Origin of the sequence: Paraburkholderia acidiphila, from assembly GCF_009789655.1 — a bacterium.
Classification (GTDB): domain Bacteria; phylum Pseudomonadota; class Gammaproteobacteria; order Burkholderiales; family Burkholderiaceae; genus Paraburkholderia; species Paraburkholderia acidiphila.
This window is the reverse complement of sequence record NZ_CP046910.1, coordinates 781,389-798,890: the sequence shown is the minus strand read 5'-3', so window position 1 is coordinate 798,890 and position 17,502 is coordinate 781,389. Positions and strand designations below refer to the sequence as shown.

Here is a 17,502-nt window from a genome sequence, read left to right as displayed (position 1 = left end):
AACATTTTCCTTCAACCAAGCCCGTTCCTGCGCCACTGTCGTTTGCTCGCTCATTAAACTCCACCCCTTCCTTCTAGTTAAATGACATGAGGCACGCAGCCTCGACTGCCGCGATTGTGCCGAGACTACTGGGCGGAATCTCTACCCTTGCTAGGCGACAAGTGAAGGAAACCGATGTTGTACCCGTTTACGGGTATAGATAGGCGTTTTGAAATCTGGCAAGGTTACTGAACCACGAAGCCGCCATATCTCTTTTTTCTGCTAGGCCTTCTGCACATGCGCAAACCCACAGAGGTTCACATCGTTCTGTATGAAGGCTTCCAGGCACTCGATGCCACCGCCGCACTAGCTGTCTTCGAACATACAAACATGCTGCTCAGGCGGCTTGGATTGAGTGAGCACTATGCCGTATCGTTCGTTGCGTCGAGGGTCGGACCAGTTCATTCCAGCTCGGTCGTAGAACTACTCGCTACCTCGGCTATCGCTGCGAATAGCCTGCCGGATGCTGCCATCGTGGTCGGGGCATTCGAAATTGAGGAAGCGCTGCTCGCAGAGCCCTCACTCATCAACTGGCTAGCGCAGCAGGGGACACGCCTGCGGCGACTCGCTTCACTCTGCACAGGTAGTTACTTTCTTGCCGAAGCCGGGCTACTCGATCACAAACGTGCCACTACGCACTGGAATCATGCACAGCGCATGCAGCAACGTTACCCACTGGTCGAGGTCGATGCCGAACCGATCTACGTTCGCCAGGGCAATATCATTACCTCTGCCGGCGTGACTGCTGGAATCGATCTCGCACTTTCGTTTGTGGAAGAGGACCTCGGCCGAGAGATCGCGTTGCAGGTCGCGCGCGATCTTGCTGTGTTTCTCAAGCGCCCTGGTGAGCACTCCCAGTTCAGCATGTACCTCCAGAGCCAGATGATTGCGGACCCAGTGATACGCGACCTGCAGGAGTGGATTCTGGCTTCACTTGATCAACCTTTGTCTCCGAATCGCCTCGCGAAACATGCGAATATGTCACCAGACGAACTCGATCGACTTTTCCGAGAACATGCGGGAGTCGCACCAGCCGAGTTCATCCTGACAGCCCGCTTCGAATTGGCCAGAGCGCTGCTGGAGGACCCCGATGCATCGATGTCCCTCGCCGCGATGCGCTGTGGGTTCGGAACCGTGGGAAAGATGTCGCAAGCGTTCCTGAGTCGGATGGGGGTAGACGCCGCGACCTACCGTGCCCGGCTGCTCAAGCGCAATGCGCTAAGCGGGGGATCGCGATAATACCGGCCAGGCGGCCGCACTTTCGCTTCATGCTTACTCAGCGGCGGCGAGTGCACAGACATCTCACCCTTCTGATCCTTTACGTACTACGTCGCCGCCCTATGGTTTACTCAGCCGAGAAGCTGTAGACCGCCAATTTGTTGCCGTCCGGGTCGCGCGTATAGGCCGCATACGCGTGCTCCTTCCAGCTCCGCGGCCCGACCGCACCTTCATCGGGCGCACCAAGTGCAAGTGCCGCCTCGTGGAATGCCTTCACTGAGCTACGATCCGACGCTGCAAAGCTGACCGTCACACCGTTACCAACAGTGGCCGACTGACCGTTCGCGGGCTTCAACACAAAAAAACTCGGCTCTTTATCACCCCAAATGGAACCGTTATCGCCGAGATCGGCAACGCGAGTCCACCCCAGCGATGCGAGCACCTTGTCATAAAACGTACGGGCTTTTTCCAGATCGTTTGTGCCCACAGTTACGTGTGTAAAAGCAGTCATGCTAGCCATACCTCATTCAGATTAGAGTTGACGAAATAGCCCTAACTATAGGTTCGGCAGGCTAAAAGGACGATCCCCTCTGAAGGTGACCTATCTCGCCTCTCGTTAGTGCATCAACGGAACGATTCACTACATCAAAGCAACCACGCACCATCGTCTGGCGGGCCTCCTCATGAACATCGACAGTTAAGCCATGGCACGAAACGTGCCTCTTAAGGGCTTGCCCCTAGTGAAATAGAGCGGCGTCACAACTACCCTGTCGCACGAGCAACCAATAAATCAGTCATCCTGCAGGCGGATGTAATACGATGAATATCAGCACGGACAAGCTAGCATTGATGATTTCTGCAATCGGCACCGATCATTTTGGCTGCGCCCTGCTCGGGATTGTTGATTCCGGTTTCGGGCTGTCCCACTGCACCGTATTCGAGCAGGTAGGAAACAAACCTCCCGCGTGCCTGCTTGCCGAAGGCATTGGCTCAAGCGCAAGTCGTCGCGCCCGCGAGCTCGCGCAAACCTACGTTGCCGAAGCGTACGCGGCTGATCCGATCCTGCGCGCTCTACGTCAAATTGCGAAGGCCGCGCCAACGATCGACTGTTTCGATCCTTACGCATTCAATCAACGTGGTGACGCCCGCACCCGTGCGTTTATCCACCAGTACTACCAGGAGCCACAACTCTCCCAAGAAGCTATCTGCAGCATGAAGGATGGCGACCGGTTGCTATGGCTTAGCTTGTATAAACAGACAGGCAGTGTCGCTTTCTCTGATTCTGAGCGAGCGGAATTGACCGGGCTTTCTCATATCATGCTGGCCGGAGCACAACGCCAGAGCGCAATCACTACGGCACTAGCGGAATCCGGCGCGGGAACTAAAATCGACACCCAGCTGACGTGGACTGATGCAACCCGAGCCGAAACGCTAATGCGTATACGTTCTGCCTTGTTGATGGATCCGTGTGGGTTGACTCAACGCGAAGCCGAGATCCTTGCACATATCGTGGTGGGTTACCAAGCACTCGCCATCAGCCTGCGACTTGGCATTTCCATTAATACCGTGGCGACGCATCGCAAGCGCGCCTATGCGAAGCTTCAACTGTCCTCACAGACCGAACTTTTTCACGTATGCCTCAAGCAAGGCCTCTTGCACCACTGAAGCCACCTGCTCCAGTTCTGCTCCAAACCCTCTCTCTCGCGACGCTCCAACAGTAGATCGTCACCCAAGAGGGGGATCGCGCTCCCTCCTAGCCCGCTCTATTCTCATCCTGACGCTTCGCGATGGGTCGAGCCGTGCACGACCAGCCGTGCACTACTTTCCTTCAGCGCGGCTCGCCCCGCTGATGGTTGCACCCTTGGTGCCGCCATCACCATTTTCCTCAAATATCTCGCCCACGGCGGTTAGCCGCGGGTTGACGTGCTCGACAGGATTTATCGAATGACCGTCCAAACGGAGCAGGGACAAGGTCGCCTGCAAGGCTACGTGGTCGTGGTTACGGGTGGCAGCAGTGGTATCGGTGCCGCAATCGTCCGCGCGTTCGCAGAGGAAGGCGCGATACTCGTGATCGGCTACAACCAAGGCAACGAACGTGCCGAAGCCCTGCGTGCCAGCTTGCCTGGCAAAGGGCACGTGGCCCGCCAGATTCCACTCGACGATGCCGAGGCGCACGAGTCTCTCTTCCGCGATCTGGAGCGAGATTTTGGCAAGATCGACGTGCTCGTGAACAGCGCCGGATACACCAAGCGCATCGCACACAAGAACCTCGCCGAACTCAGCAGCGCCCTGTTCAACGAAATGCTGGCCATAAACGTCGGCGGCCCCTATTCCGTTACGCGCGCGCTAATCGGTCTGCTTGAAAGAAGTGGCTCGGCGACCGTGATCAACATCTCGTCGGTTTCCGGGTTCACCGGCTTGGGCAGCAATATCGCCTACTGTGCAGCCAAGGCTGCGCTCGACACCATGACCGTGTCGCTCGCGCGCGCATTCGGCCCCGACATCCGCTTCCTGAGTCTGGCACCAGCCGCCGTCGATACCGGATTCGTCACAGGTCGCAGTCGCGAAGAGCTCGAGAAGAAGGCCGCGCAAACCCCTTTAGGTCGTGTGGTCGAACCTGAGGACGTCGCGCTTGCTGCGCTCGCCTGCGTGACGCATTTGCGCACGGCCACAGGCACACGCATAGTCATCGATGGAGGCCATACGCTGTGAACAGCGTTCAACTCAATTCCACCCATGACTCGCAACGGCGTAGCTGGATCGATTCTGCAAGCACGGCTGACACTGATTTCCCAATTCAAAACCTGCCGTTTGCTGTGTTTCGGCGCCATGGCACCAGCGATATGCCACGCTGTGGTGTTGGTATTGGCGATCTAATTCTCGACGTAACGCTCTGCTCATCGCTGTTTCCTGAGCCGGTCGCCGTAGCGGCACGCGCATGTGAGGCAGACACCCTCAATCGGCTGATGAGCCTGGATCCGGCTCTCGTTTCCGCATTCCGCCATCGGCTTTCCGAATTACTGAGTGCAGACCATACCAAGCACCGCGAAGCCCTCACACAGGCGCTCACGCCAATCCAAGGCGTCGACCTGTTACTGCCGGCGCGCATTGGCGGTTTCACCGATTTTTTTGCGTCGATCCATCACGCAACGAATGCAGGCAAACTATTCAGGCCAAACAACCCTCTGCTGCCGAACTACAAGTACGTCCCGGTTGGTTACAACGGACGTGCTAATAGCGTACGTGCCAGCGGCGATTTTCTGCGTCGGCCTCATGGGCAGATTCTTGTACACGGAGAAAATCAGCCAGCCTATCTGCCCGCGCAGCGCGTCGACTATGAAGTGGAACTCGGGCTGTATATCGGTCAAGCCAGCACACCTGATCAACCGATATCGATCAGTACTGCATGGCGCCACGTGTTCGGCTTCTCGTTGCTCAACGACTGGTCTGCACGTGATATCCAAGCGTGGGAATACCAACCGCTCGGCCCCTTCCTCGCGAAAAGCTTCGCAACGACAGTCTCACCTTGGGTTGTAACGGCTGAAGCATTGCTGCCGTTCAGGAGCGCAGTCGCAGCACGCGCAGAGAATGACCCACCGCCCTTGCCTCACTTGGCAAACGAAACCGATCAGCGCTCCGGGGCGCTCGACATCGAAATCGAGGCACACCTCCTCACGGATGCGATGGCGCGGATTGGCCTGCCACCCGCACGAATTTCGCGCTCGAATGCCGCGTCCCTGTACTGGACGTTCGCGCAAATGATCACGCATCACACGAGCAACGGATCTTCGCTCGATACTGGTGACCTGCTCGCGTCCGGGACGATCTCCGGGCCGACCGGAGATGCACTTGGTAGCCTACTCGAGATCACGCGCGGTGGCGCCGCCCCGTTCACGGTACCTGGCACCGGGGAGCGTCGCACTTTCCTCGAAGATGGCGACGAAATCCGGCTGCGGGGAAAGTGCCGGCGTCATGGATTCGTATCACTCGGGTTCGGGGAATGCGTGGCCCGCCTGCAACCAGCTCAAGGCTGAGATCGCCTCTGGTGGGCGCAATGGACAGGAGATCATCATGATTGTCGAACAGCGGACCTATACGACCCATCCGGGAAAATGGCGCGACTACCTTGCTCTCTACGACGCCGAAGGTCGGGAAATTCAGCACCGCATTCTCGGTCGTATGGTTGGCTACTACCACACCGAAGCGGGTGAGCTGAACCAAATTGTACATTTGTGGGCATACCAAGATCTCAACGAGCGCGCCGAGCGACGCGCTGCCCTGCTGGCCGATGCCAACTTCCGCAGCTATGTCACCAAGATGTTGCCGATGCTGATGAAGCAGGAATCAAAGCTGCTGATACCTGCCTCGTTCTTTAAGCCAACGTGGATTGAGCCGTGACCTGCTGTATGTCAAACCCATCCCAGAAGAAAATTGACTGCAACGGAATCCACATCTGGGATTTTTTTTCAGGAGACTGAAATGCTGTGCAAAAAACTTCATCATGCGGCGTTCCGCTGCAAGGACGCCGCTGAGACAGTCAAGTTCTATACTGAAGCACTTGGCTTGAAATTCTCGCACGCGATGGGAGAAGACCACGTGCCGTCCACCGGACTGTACAGCCCGCACATCCACATTTTTTTCGAGATGGAGGATGGGAGCAACATCGCCTTCTTTGAATGTCCGCGCGACCCGGGAAATATTAAAGACCTCGAATCTCCGGATTGGATCCAACATTTCGCGTTCGAGGTAGATAGCCTAGACACAGTATTGAAGGCAAAAGCTGAACTCGAAGCCAAAGGTATCAAAGTAGTCGGCCCGACCAATCATGACGACTTCATCACTTCGATTTACTTCTTTGATCCCTCAGGCCATCGTCTCGAGCTGACTACCCGCACATGCGATGCCTCGCGCTACCAGATCTTCGAGGAGGAAGCGCCTGTCGTGCTCGCCCTGTGGAACCAGACGCACGACTGGTCGCAACGCGAAAAACTCTATGGTAGCCAAACGGGCTACGCTCGGAACAATGCTGGGTGACAACAGCCGATTTTCCGCTCTTAAGCAATTCTTTCGTTGGGCAGGATGACGACAATGCATTCCTAGGCTATTCCACGAGAATGACCATCACGGCCACCGATCGAATTGCCTACCGGCCTCAGCAAAATACGTTCCGCGAGCCGCTGGCTGAGGAAATCCTACGTTTCCCGTTTGCCTACTTTCGCGAGGCCGGTTCTAACTCACCAGTGATTCGACTTGGTGGAACTACCGCACCCAATGTGCTGATGTATCCACCCACCATGCATCCAGCGTACGTGCAAGTACTTACGCAACCCCAATTTCTTGCATCGGATCTTGCTGACGAGTCTCGCTCCTTGGAGAGCGTACGCCCGCTGTTCAAAAACTCACCTGACCTCCTTCCACACCTTCACGGCCCAAGGAAAATGAGCACCCGTACCACTGATATCGACGCTATTCAAACAGTTCTCGACCACTACACTGAAGCCGTGCTGCACGGCAAAGTCGACCTTGCCCGGCCGCTTTTTCACCCTCAGGCACTCATGGCCGGTTACATGAATGGACACCAAGTGCTCGGCACGCCTGCGCCTTTCCTCGACGATGTCGAACACGGCCCGGCTCAGGCCTCACTACCGCACGGTTATCGTACGCGCGTGCTGTCGATCGAGGTCTATGGCGCAACGGCTACCGTTTTGTTTGCTGAGGACCGAATCTCCGTTGGACAGCCAGACGGCTCCCGAATCGTCATGGATATTGTCGACAGCTTCCATCTCCTGTGCATTGCTGACCGCTGGGTAATCGTGAGCAAGCTGTTCTATCACGATCCGGTATAAGTTGAAAACGAAGCAATCTGAAGGGAAAACGCCCCGCCAGACGTCGAGATATGGGGGGCGCTTCGGTATCTGGATACGGTAGAACCTCTGCTTTGACTCCGAGCCCCGTCATGCGTGCATCGCGTGCGCTTGCGAGCGAGAGATGCTACGTGCGATCGGAATGGGATCGACAGCCGCCACCCAAGACAGCCAATCATCTGCCATGTACCGGGAACTACACCGTGACCCGACGCCCCGTCACGACGACCACCACAGAAGTCAAACGGTTCCATGGCATCGACCACGCTACTCGATATATAGTCACATTCTTAGGCAGGATGCGCCATCTGCGGTCACGCACGAAATACGATGGGCGAACCGTCGGAAAATCGTGACATCCGATAATTCATCAAGTCGAAACGCGGCGTGTGCCCCGTCACCAAATCAGCTAGCGCTTCCCCCGCAGCCGGGGCCATAGTCAGTCCGTAATAGAACCCCGAACCGACGAACATGCCCGGGATGGTTGGCACAGCAGAAATCACAGGCATGTTGTCCGGCGTGCTCGTCAAGATACCGGACCAGTTCTCCGTGACAGTGGCGGCCGCGAGCCCTGGAAAAGCCGATTTGGTGCGCTGTACAGCCAGCGTGCTTTCGTCTCGAGCAATATCGGGGGCGAGAATGCGGTGCTTTTCAAATGGCGATGACTCGTCAAGCCGCCATTGGCTGGGGATTCGCCATAGTTCAAAGAAGGTTGGCACGTTGATAACCGGCGTGAGGCTGTCCCACATGCTCTGCATCGCCGGGCGCAAACGGCTGAGATTGCGAATGATATCCGGCGTAAGTGGCGCCACGCCGACACCATGACAAATGTCATACCCGCCTGCAATATTGCGACGCATTACGATGGTCTCGTCCGCGAGAAGGGTCGAGACCTTGGGGCCCGGTGTTGGAGAAAGCCGCGCCACGCTGCCGAAAGCCATGAACTGAGGAAGATCGAGCCCAAGGCTTCGCGCCATCACTGGCGACCAAACACCGCCGGCGAGGACCACTGTATCGCACCCGATGCGTCCTTTTTCCGTAACAACAGCTGAGACTTTGCCACCGTTCGTTTCGATGCCCCTCACGGCGCAGAACTGCAGAATCGATCCGCCTAGTTGACGAACTTTCTCAGCGACTGCCGAGGCGAACAATTGCGGCTCCGCAATCCCATCGGTCGCTTCGTAGACTGCGCCGGCAAAACGTCCGGACACTTCAGGTACGAGTGCAGCGACCTGCGCCTGGCTAAGCACGCGCGCGTCAGATGCTGGCACATCCTTCATGGCCTGCACCCAACTTGCGCCCTCAGCAAGAAGATCAGGCGAACTGAATAAGGCTGCGACACCTGTCTGCCTGTAACCTACATCCGCTCCGACACGGGCGCTCACGCCAGTCCATAATTGTTTGGCTCGCGCTATCAATGGAATTTTGACCGGATCGAGCATCAAACCGTCAATGTATCCTAGGGATCGTCCCGACGCTTCACCGGCGATAACGCCCTTCTCGCAGATTGCGACGCGTAAACCACGCTCGGCCAATTCTAAGGCCGTAAAACAACCGACATTGCCGCCACCGATGACCACCACGTCGACTTCCGACGGAACCGTTGCGCTGCTGGCGACGAGTCGAGAACGGGGCTTGCCTTCCCCAATACCGCCGTCCCGCCCTAGACGACGTAGTGCGACACCAGCCAACGCCATGCCGGTAAGTGATGCCGCACCTACGATCACTTTGCGGCGGGTGGGGCGGTGGATCTCCGCGCTAGCTTCCTGCGCGCTGCGTGTGGGCTCGGAACTATCGATTGACATACCGCACAACCTTCTCAAGACATTTGACAGTTAGCTCAGCGCAGTCCACGCCGCAATCTGTGGCGACTACCGCAACAATCTTGACTCTGGCCAAGACCCTGGCGCCACAAAAGAAGTAAAGTAAAGGAAGTCCGTTAGTTCACCGTTCCGGGATCGACAACCACACCAGATTTGGAGAGCGCCACCAACGAATCGCCTTCGATCGCCACTGAAGTGAGTGGCAAATGATCGTTGCGCTGTGACGCAGTAAAAGTCTTACCACCATCCGCGCTCCTAATAATGACCCCATCCAGGCATGCCGCGACGACGTGCTTCCCGCGTTGAGCGATACTGGTGATCGAGCTGTGCGTACCGCTGTCGACGCGGTGCCACGTCACACCATCGTCGTCGCTTCGGTACAGTGAGCCGCGCAATCCGCCGACCAACAGACCTCCATCGACTAGAGCCAAGCCGGTCCATAGTGACCCTTTGTAGCCCGTGTCCAGGTAGGTCCATGTTATCCCTCCATCAGAAGACCGCAGGACTAGGCCATGCTCCGCCGCGATGAACAGTACCCCTTTCTGATTCGAGAATAGCGAGAACAGATTCTTGTCTGCATGCCCCCCTCCCGGGGGCGGCGGCACATTGATGGGCTGCCAATGTTTGCCACCGTCGTCTGTACGCATTAGCAGAGACCAGAGCCCGGCTGCCACGCCGTGCTGCGCATCGCTGAAATAAACCGAAAAAAATGGTCGATCTGTGGTCGGATCACTGTGTTGAAGTTGCCAGGTTTCACCACCATCCGTCGTATGCAAGATCGTGCCCCAGTGCCCGACTGCCCAACCGTTGCTTGCATCGGTGAATACGACCGACGTCAGCGTTGCGTTACTTGGTACCTGCTTTGCCTGACGGTAGGCCTTGCCGTCGTTATCCGACAGCACCACAACGCCGCTATCGCCCACAGCAACCAGACGCCGTCCCGCACGTGCCTGCGCCAGCAACATCTCGCTCGTGGCATACGGATCCGCGTCGGCCGGTCGAACCTGGACCAAACTTTTATCGGCCGCATCTGCACACGCTTCCTGAGCGAGGAGTGTTCCACCCACTGCCAGCACGGCCACGACGCAATTCAATACGTATTTCTTCATCATCGGTCGCCTCTAACGATCAATGTTCGAGCAAGCTGGAAGCACGCACAGGCTGCTTACGCGGGAAAAGTCGTTCAAGCCATACCGCGAGGGCCGGCAAGGCCGTCATCGCCATCACGAGATTGATCATAAACATGAACGCGAGCAGCTTACCCATGTCAGCCTGAAACTTGAGAGCAGAGAATGACCAAGTTGCGACGCCAACTGCCATGGTGATTGCGGTAAACACAGTCGCAACACCTACCTCAAGCATTGCATGTTCAGTCGCCTTTGTGATTGATTGGCCATCCGCTAGATGCCGATTCAGACGGTTATAGATGTAGAACGCATAATCCACGCCAATCCCTACCGCTAGTACCATCACGGGCAGAGTCGCGACAGTAAGGCCGATCTGGAGCTCCTTCATGAACCAGTAGCCGATAAACGTACCAACTGTTAGCGGTAAACAACAAGCAATCATGGCTCGGAAGTCACGATAGACAAGAAACACCAAGACGATGATGGCGGCATAGACATAGAGCATCATCGGTAACTCGCTCTTGGCGATCTCGTCGTCAACGGCCGCGAGTACTCCGGCGTTCCCACCAGCCAATTCAATCTGCACACCGCCCAAATGGTTGGCCCCTTTGAATCGATTGATCTCATCGATCACATGGTTGATCGTCGTGGCCTTGTGATCGCTCAGGAACAGATTTGCCGCGACCATGCTGCAATCTTTGCGCATGTATCCGTTGACTCTTCCGATCTCTGCAGAAAGTGCACCGTAATTCTCCGGATCAATCGGGATCACGGACATTTTCGGATTACCCTCGTTATAGCCCGCGTTATAGGTACGCAGCATGTTCGCGTAGCTGTCTACCGAGATTACACCGTCTACGTGCTGTATTTCTCGAACAAATTTGTCCTGGTACAGACCGAGCGCCGCGTTTCCGCACGAATCCGCTGGTGCCTTGAAGAACACAGTCATCCAATCGAGACCGGTATCATAGCTATTGGTGATTGCCACCGCGTCTCGGTTGAAGCGAGAATCCGCGCGCAATTCAGGGGCACCCGGCTGTAGGGTACCAATCACGCGGTCACGACTCTGCCAGATCGATATGCCGAACACGACCGCCACCAGTGCCAGCACCCAAGCGGCTTTACGCGGCTCCGCTACACGGGCGAGACGTTTGAGCCATTTGCCTCGAACCTCTCGCAAAGCCATCGCACTGTTAGCGTAGGCGTGCGTAAAATGAAATGTCGAAGCGGCCAGTGGCAACATCACGAGATTGGTGGCGATCTTGTAGGCGACACCTATCGCGGCGGTAATTGCAAGCTCCTTGACCATCGGTATCGGGATCAAAGCCAGCGTGATGAAAGACACAAAAGCGGTCGCCAGCGCGAGCGTCCCTGGGATCAGTAACCCGGTAAAGCTTGAGCGCGCAGCCTGTTCGGTGGTCTTGCCGAGAGACAATTCACGGACGATATGGTTGATTTGCTGCACGCCATGCGATACGCCGATCGCGAACACAAGAAATGGCACGAGAACAGCGAGCGGGTCCAGACCATACCCGAGTAGATGTAAGGTGCCGAACTGCCAGACTAGCGATGTCAGCGAACACACCACCGGTAGCACCGTCAATCGCACCGAGCGACAATACCAATATACTGCCGCCGCAGTGAGCAATAGCGCAATACCACAAAAACCCAAAACGCTTTTTGCACCATCGGCGATATCGCCAATCTGCTTGGCAAAACCAATGATCTGAATTTCGTATTTGGCATCCTCAAACGGTCTGCGAACTTGCTGTTCAATCAGATGGTTCAGGGCTACATAGTCGAGCTTGTTGCCGCTTGCATCCACCTCATTGAGATCGGCGGTAATCAGCGCGCTCGACTGGTCGCGCGCAACGAGCGTACCAATAAAGCCGCCCTGACTAGCTGCGCGTTGAATGCCATCGATCTCGTCCGTCTTTAGAGTATCTGGCATGATCATCGACGAGATCAGCGGATCGGCACGAAAGCCTTCCTCCGTGATCACGTTGACAAAAGTATTGGGCGTCCACAGTGACTGCACGCTAGGCCGGATCACCCCCGGCAGGTTTGTGACCGCCTGCGTGACATTGTAGAGACGAGCCAATGCCTCTTCGTTCCAGATCGTGCCATGATGTGCCTTGACAACAACCGTCAGGCGGTTTGCCCCGATGACATCATTTTTGTATTCGTTGAAAGCACGGATGTATTCGTGGTTGGTCGGCATCTGCTTTTCGAAACCCGCATCCATTCTGAGCTTTGTCGCGAAAAACGCCATCGTTACTGTAAGAGCACAAAATATGAACAGGATCCACATCCTGTTCGCAAAAATAAACTCCTCTACTCGCTTCAGTGCCCCTGCGATGAAACCGAGAGACCCGAAGTTGTTGTTGCCTGTCTGCATGGTATGACCTGTGCGTGAACCATCGATCTGAAATGCCACCGCTCCGAGCCGTGTTTCCGCGCGGCGTGCTAACGACAATCCGCCAAAGAATGCCGCGCCACCTTCCTTTTTAGCTCCGCTACAAGGTGCTAGAACGTACGAGTCGCGAAGAATCCCACAAAATTGCGGTCCGCATATGCCTGACCGACTGTTTGGTGTCCGCCCCAAAAAGCCGTGTAATTAAGCCCGAGCGACCAAGTTGCAGGATTACGGTTGAGCAACAAATAGAGATTCGCAGACTTCGCTCCCTGCAAATAATTCGCGGAAAGTGAAGGCGTGTAGCCGTACAGAGCGTCGGTAAGGGTCACGCCAGGCGTCACTTGCCAGCCTGGCAAAAGAGTACCGTCCCAAGTCACATTGAAATCGACTGTCGCTCCCACCGAGCTCGACGTACCAGTCGCGGCTATGATCGGATAACCAAGGCCAGAGTTGTTGTTGAGCCAAGTGTAATAGCCCGCTGCCGGTGCTTGCGTGACAAGTTGGCCGTTTACGTCGCGGGTTACGCCCTGGCTGCTTAAGCCGGGGTAGTAGATCCACGTCAACTCAGCCGTCAACGTTGCTCCGCTTGCCTTTAGCCAGCGGAGGAACGGATATTCACTCGGAGTCATGCTCAGTACGCCGTTGATGTCGTACTGGAATTTCTTCTTGTCTACCCAGTCGTTGCATGCGCCCGAGACGGAGTTGGTATTAGCGTCGAGTGGACCACCCGCACCAAAACACCCCGTCAACGAAACGGCATCACGCGGACGGTAGGACAACTCCTGCGCAATCGCCCAATCGCCCAACTGAAAGTTCGCGCTCACACCGAACAACTGCCGATTTTTCAAATAGAGGAATTGCGCGGAGCCATTTGCCAGCGTCTGGACGACCGGGTACTTATCCGTATAGTTTTCGTAGTAGAAACCGAAGTTAACATCAAGGTTAGACGGGCGATAGGCAAAACGAATACCAAATTGCGGATCAGCCTTATTTGGTAACACAGTACTAAATGGCACCCCTTGCGAGAAGTAGGGCGCGCCAGCATAGCTGCCAGCGAGCAAGCCACTATTGATCCCCTCAAGCGTCGCGCTGTTTCCCGCCGCGGGGCCGGCGATCGAGCCAGCATCCAAGCCACCCAGATTGAAGTTTTTCGTGTTGACCGTGGCGTTACCAGAGCCTCTGCCTAGTACGTCCGCCACCGACCAGTACGTACCTACCGGTGGCAGGCGGTTGCTATTCCATTGAAGTTGGTAATAGGCTTCCGTGCTGAAACCATATGGCAACCCTGAGGCGATCGAAATCATAGGCGCCGGAATCAGCGCGGTCTTGAGTTGCGAACCTGGGGTCACAAGCTTCTGGATATCGAGCGAGTTGGTCGTATTGATCCCGCCCGATGCAAAAATGCTTTCGCCCCAGTTGAGCACCTGGTTACCGACTCGGATGTGGGCGGAGTTTTCACCAATCGTAAAATCCTTTTCTGCCCAAAGGTCGAGCAGTTCGGTGTTGTAGACTACCTGTGAGGCCGCCGCACTGCTAAGGGGTGTCCGATTCGTATCGCCGGCCAGGAAATCATACATGCCGGTTCCACGAACCATAAACTTCAAGCCTTCGCTCGGCATCGTCATCAGCAACTCACTGGTTGCGCTGATATACGTACTGAAAAATTGCCCTTTGCGGTAGTTCAGATTGCCATCGTCTCCGCCGGACCATTGTGCAGTATTTGCGGCCGCACCGCAGCCGTACATGTTGGGATCACCGGTCAGCGAACAGCTTGGATTCTTGGTACGCAACCCACCACCAGCAGTCAGGTTTGTCACCCACGATCCCGTAAGATCGTTGAGCCCCGTCGAAAAGTCGTACGCGTATGCCCCTGAGCATGCCGATGACAGTGCGGCTACTACGGCAGTGCTAATCGTCCTCACCTTCATCTTCTTAAGGCTTCCTTAATAATATATTTTTTCGTGAGGCATGAAACTCCGTGCCTCCCGCCTGCAGAACCTGTTACCGATGGAAGATCATCGCTCGCTTCTCGACTGAAGCGCGTCCGCACCATAGAAATTCATTTCGAACTGCCCCCCTTTACCCTCCTGGTACCAGATAAAAGGCTTCCCCGTATCGAATGGCGTAGCGTCAACGAGGTATCGACCCGAACTGGTGTCGTACATAGACATTGCGGTTCCCGCACATGCGCCGAGTTCCCAAACCGGGATCGGATAGTTCTCGCCTACCTTCCAGATTTTCCCCGAAGAGTCGAACATGTCGCTTTCCAAGACAATCCAGCTATCTTCGTCGAGATACAGCGTGCGCTTCGCACTAATGTTGCGCATTCCAGCCTTGACCGTGCCTTCGATCTCAAGCACTCGGTGCAGTTCGTAGCGGCGAACAGACGGAATCAATGACTGAGGTCCCATTGCGCGGGAGAGCTTCTCCCGAGGGTTGTACATTGCGAAGTTGTTGTACGGCACATAGATTTCCTTCTTGCCAATGATCTTCCAGTCATAGCGGTCAGGAGCGCCGTTGAACAGGCTGACCTGGTCGTCAAGGTACTGATTGTCGTAGCCGATCAGCGGTGCATCGTGATCATAGGTGGGCATGCGGCGCACACGGCGCTGGCCGGCAAAATAGAAGAAGGATTCGGCCGACTTGTTACTGAAGAAAGAGGTCTGAACGAAACCTTGGCCAGCAAGCGCAGCGGGTTGATCGGTCCCGCCGTAATCAGCAAAAAGCACGTCACGGACGTCGCCCGGCGTAGTCGTGCCTTTGGCGCCGGACGGCCAATAGGTTGCAACGGGCCCCACCACGACAATCGGGTCCGAGCTGCCCGAACGCGGAGAGATATAGGTCGCCATAGTGGCCTTTAGGCCTACGCCCTGATAGCGGGCGAGGAAATTCCAGACCGCTTCAATACCATTCTGCGGCTTAGGAAACGGCACGCCTGGCAGGTATGCTTGCGCGAGCGAGCTGCCGTCCGCACCGATTTTGGCAAAGCCGATATTCTTGGCAGTATTCGCCGCTACGAAATCTGGAACTCCACAGGTACGGTGGGTCGGATAAACGTCCATCCGATAGCCCTTGTTCTGTTTGAGCTGGAGGATCTGACCAGGCGCCAAGTGGTCCGCATATTTGTCGACATTCGAGGCATCGATTGAGAACAGGGGCGCCTCGCCTTTGAAGGGGTTACTATCGTAGCGATCACCTGTTGTCGGATTCCATCCATCTGGTGCCTTTACACCCCCATTCCACGCGGGAATCGTTCCCGCACTATTGCCAGCTTTCTCCCCTCCGCTTGGAGTGAATTCCGGACCGAGACTACCGCTATCGGCCGCCACGGAAGGCAGGGAAAATGTCAGTGCGACAACCGCTGCAATATAGGCAATACGCTTCACTTATCTATCTCCGTGTATCTTGGACTCAATGTAGGCGACCGACAACTAACGCTTCGCCCATGACGGAACCGTCTTCCGTCGCCGCTTCGGTGGTGCGCAGTTGGCGATTTCACTGGTAGGCAATGCGGCTCGCCGCTTACTCGACTAGAAGAAATGCTTATCTGGCTAACGGTAGATTGAAGAGTCTTCGAACCAAATTAAGCTGGCACTACCCGCCTAAGGTGACAGAGCCTTGCAGTCACAATCCGACTCGCAAATAAGACGCATCCTGCGGGGCCTAGCGGATGCCTATCGATCCCCCGTGCGGCCTTATGCCACAAGGCATTCCGCGTTTAGCATGTACCTGAGCGAAACCCAACTGCTTTACGTGATCGGGCCTCGATACCCCTACCTAGTACTTTCCCGATGTGTCGTGAAATACCCAACGGCAGTATCGGCGCCAAGCCTCCGTCCGGTACGTCGTGGACAGCCTATGCGCGCATTCCATCGGGGCGACACTGCGGCCTCGAGTCCACGCTCGCTCAACGGTGGAACTTTAAGCAATCAGGTCGGGATCGCTGATGCCGCAGCCGCTGCTGTACGGTTGGCTAGGAACTGATGTGTGCGGTAACCGCCTCCGCCCCCCCTGAATCCCGGCCATAGCTCCCACTTGCAAACGGATAGGCAGACGCCTGTGTGGATTTGCGCCTGGGTCTCCGGACACCGCCTCACACTTGGAGTTGATGAATCGGTCTTGCGCCTGAACTCACGTGGCGAGCGGAACTTCAGCGCGCGATGAGGGTGCTTCTCGTTGTGATGCTCGAATGCGACGGCGAGATTGCGAGCTGCTGTTGCTGCATCTGGCTTCGGCATGAAGGCAACGTGCTGACGTTCACCAAGAATAGGTAATCATTGGCGGGCCTCCTGGCCGCCTTGATTAGGGGGCTGCCAGGGCCTAGCGTCGATATGTGGCCTATCAACTGACCGGTACTGAGACTCGAATCGCTGCGGACGGACTCCGGCGCGAGCTCGATGGAGGCTGCCGAGGCGTCGTAACGATGAATGGGATCGCCGATGATCGTGAGATACCTTCTGGCCTGACTCCGTACGGACCACGTCCGCCTCGGATATCTACGCCTGGATCGCCATGGTATTAAGTTGGCCACGAATGACGACGGTCGGCGCGGACCATACTGCATTGACGGTCTGACCTTCCTAGGTGGGGATCAACAGGATCCGTACCGTTCGCCGGCGCAGTGATATGCGTGTAGCGCAGGTCGACTTTTGCAGTGGGGAAGCGACCTCCTCTTCGACGATCTGTGCATCCAGCGCCGCGATCTGTGCACACGTGGTACGGACATTCGCCTCCGCGGTCTGCAGATCCGCTACTGCGTTCGCATTCTGGTCGTTCAGCCCACGCTAACGCACGAGGGTGAGATCGTACAGGTCGGGCGTGGCAGGCTTTTCCTCGCGGTGCGCCCGGAGGTTCGCGAGCGCGGCCTGTGCGGTGCGTAGCGCATTCCCCCGGGTAATCGAATCGATTTACGCAATGAAGTCCCCTTTAGCCACTTTCTGGCCCAGTCTGACCTTCAGTGAAGTCAGGTGCCCCAACACTTGCGGCCATCGGCGCAGGTGCCTGTCGCTCCGCGA

The 17,502-nt window shown here is 56.3% G+C and carries 13 protein-coding genes and 1 pseudogene; 7 read left to right on the top strand and 7 right to left on the bottom strand.

Annotated features, from left to right (window positions below):
• Positions 1 to 276 precede the first annotated feature (276 nt).
• The gene (locus FAZ97_RS18180; RefSeq protein WP_158759834.1) at positions 277 to 1,278 is read left to right on the top strand and encodes a GlxA family transcriptional regulator; all 1,002 of its coding nucleotides are present in this window, start codon (positions 277 to 279) and stop codon (positions 1,276 to 1,278) included.
• A 106-nt stretch (positions 1,279 to 1,384) separates the two neighbouring features.
• Here FAZ97_RS18180 and FAZ97_RS18175 read toward each other — a convergent pair whose 3' ends face one another.
• Positions 1,385 to 1,768 carry a VOC family protein gene (locus tag FAZ97_RS18175; RefSeq protein ID WP_158759833.1) on the bottom strand — a complete coding sequence of 128 codons (384 nt, stop codon included), beginning with the start codon at positions 1,766 to 1,768 and terminating at the stop codon, positions 1,385 to 1,387.
• Positions 1,769 to 2,076: 308 nt separating this feature from the next.
• Here FAZ97_RS18175 and FAZ97_RS18170 point away from each other — a divergent pair, with 308 nt between their 5' ends.
• From FAZ97_RS18170 to FAZ97_RS18145, 6 genes are all read left to right on the top strand, one after another.
• Positions 2,077 to 2,922 carry a response regulator transcription factor gene (locus FAZ97_RS18170; protein WP_158759832.1) on the top strand — a complete coding sequence of 282 codons (846 nt, stop codon included), beginning with the start codon at positions 2,077 to 2,079 and terminating at the stop codon, positions 2,920 to 2,922.
• Between the two features lie 279 nt (positions 2,923 to 3,201).
• Positions 3,202 to 3,969, top strand: coding sequence for an SDR family NAD(P)-dependent oxidoreductase (locus FAZ97_RS18165; RefSeq protein ID WP_158759831.1), 768 nt, complete (start codon positions 3,202 to 3,204; stop codon positions 3,967 to 3,969).
• The gene (fahA, locus tag FAZ97_RS18160) at positions 3,966 to 5,291 is read left to right on the top strand and encodes a fumarylacetoacetase (RefSeq protein WP_158759830.1); all 1,326 of its coding nucleotides are present in this window, start codon (positions 3,966 to 3,968) and stop codon (positions 5,289 to 5,291) included. The genes FAZ97_RS18165 and fahA overlap by 4 nt, the downstream gene beginning before the upstream one ends.
• Positions 5,292 to 5,328: 37 nt before the next feature.
• Positions 5,329 to 5,655 carry an NIPSNAP family protein gene (locus FAZ97_RS18155; protein ID WP_158759829.1) on the top strand — a complete coding sequence of 109 codons (327 nt, stop codon included), beginning with the start codon at positions 5,329 to 5,331 and terminating at the stop codon, positions 5,653 to 5,655.
• Between the two features lie 81 nt (positions 5,656 to 5,736).
• On the top strand, positions 5,737 to 6,291 hold the full coding sequence (locus FAZ97_RS18150; RefSeq protein WP_158759828.1) for a VOC family protein: 555 nt from the start codon (positions 5,737 to 5,739) through the stop codon (positions 6,289 to 6,291).
• The gene (locus FAZ97_RS18145; RefSeq protein WP_158759827.1) at positions 6,288 to 7,103 is read left to right on the top strand and encodes a nuclear transport factor 2 family protein; all 816 of its coding nucleotides are present in this window, start codon (positions 6,288 to 6,290) and stop codon (positions 7,101 to 7,103) included. The genes FAZ97_RS18150 and FAZ97_RS18145 overlap by 4 nt, the downstream gene beginning before the upstream one ends.
• A gap of 332 nt (positions 7,104 to 7,435) precedes the next feature.
• On the opposite strand, the gene FAZ97_RS18140 is transcribed toward FAZ97_RS18145, so the two are convergent.
• From FAZ97_RS18140 to FAZ97_RS18115, 6 genes and pseudogenes are all read right to left on the bottom strand, one after another.
• A complete protein-coding gene (locus FAZ97_RS18140) occupies positions 7,436 to 8,926 on the bottom strand; it encodes an NAD(P)/FAD-dependent oxidoreductase (protein WP_158759826.1) in 1,491 nt (496 codons plus the stop codon).
• Between the two features lie 134 nt (positions 8,927 to 9,060).
• The gene (locus FAZ97_RS18135; RefSeq protein WP_199272146.1) at positions 9,061 to 10,056 is read right to left on the bottom strand and encodes a WD40/YVTN/BNR-like repeat-containing protein; all 996 of its coding nucleotides are present in this window, start codon (positions 10,054 to 10,056) and stop codon (positions 9,061 to 9,063) included.
• A gap of 16 nt (positions 10,057 to 10,072) precedes the next feature.
• The gene (locus FAZ97_RS18130) at positions 10,073 to 12,469 is read right to left on the bottom strand and encodes an efflux RND transporter permease subunit (RefSeq protein ID WP_158759825.1); all 2,397 of its coding nucleotides are present in this window, start codon (positions 12,467 to 12,469) and stop codon (positions 10,073 to 10,075) included.
• 128 nt (positions 12,470 to 12,597) lie between these two features.
• A complete protein-coding gene (locus FAZ97_RS18125) occupies positions 12,598 to 14,415 on the bottom strand; it encodes a DUF1302 domain-containing protein (RefSeq protein WP_158759824.1) in 1,818 nt (605 codons plus the stop codon).
• A gap of 87 nt (positions 14,416 to 14,502) precedes the next feature.
• Complete coding sequence (locus tag FAZ97_RS18120) at positions 14,503 to 15,873, bottom strand: DUF1329 domain-containing protein (protein ID WP_158759823.1); 1,371 nt, start codon at positions 15,871 to 15,873, stop codon at positions 14,503 to 14,505.
• A 717-nt stretch (positions 15,874 to 16,590) separates the two neighbouring features.
• Positions 16,591 to 16,746: pseudogene (locus FAZ97_RS18115) on the bottom strand (IS3 family transposase); the annotation flags it as partial.
• Positions 16,747 to 17,502 lie beyond the last annotated feature (756 nt).

Coding starts and splice junctions, on each gene's coding strand:
- FAZ97_RS18130 (WP_158759825.1), bottom strand. CDS start 12,469: ATGCAGACAGGCAACAACAACTTCGGGTCTCTCGGTTTCATCGCAGGG.
- FAZ97_RS18125 (WP_158759824.1), bottom strand. CDS start 14,415: ATGAAGGTGAGGACGATTAGCACTGCCGTAGTAGCCGCACTGTCATCG.
- FAZ97_RS18155 (WP_158759829.1), top strand. CDS start 5,329: ATGATTGTCGAACAGCGGACCTATACGACCCATCCGGGAAAATGGCGC.
- FAZ97_RS18140 (WP_158759826.1), bottom strand. CDS start 8,926: ATGTCAATCGATAGTTCCGAGCCCACACGCAGCGCGCAGGAAGCTAGC.
- FAZ97_RS18175 (WP_158759833.1), bottom strand. CDS start 1,768: ATGACTGCTTTTACACACGTAACTGTGGGCACAAACGATCTGGAAAAA.
- FAZ97_RS18165 (WP_158759831.1), top strand. CDS start 3,202: ATGACCGTCCAAACGGAGCAGGGACAAGGTCGCCTGCAAGGCTACGTG.
- FAZ97_RS18170 (WP_158759832.1), top strand. CDS start 2,077: ATGAATATCAGCACGGACAAGCTAGCATTGATGATTTCTGCAATCGGC.
- FAZ97_RS18150 (WP_158759828.1), top strand. CDS start 5,737: ATGCTGTGCAAAAAACTTCATCATGCGGCGTTCCGCTGCAAGGACGCC.
- FAZ97_RS18135 (WP_199272146.1), bottom strand. CDS start 10,056: ATGATGAAGAAATACGTATTGAATTGCGTCGTGGCCGTGCTGGCAGTG.
- FAZ97_RS18180 (WP_158759834.1), top strand. CDS start 277: ATGCGCAAACCCACAGAGGTTCACATCGTTCTGTATGAAGGCTTCCAG.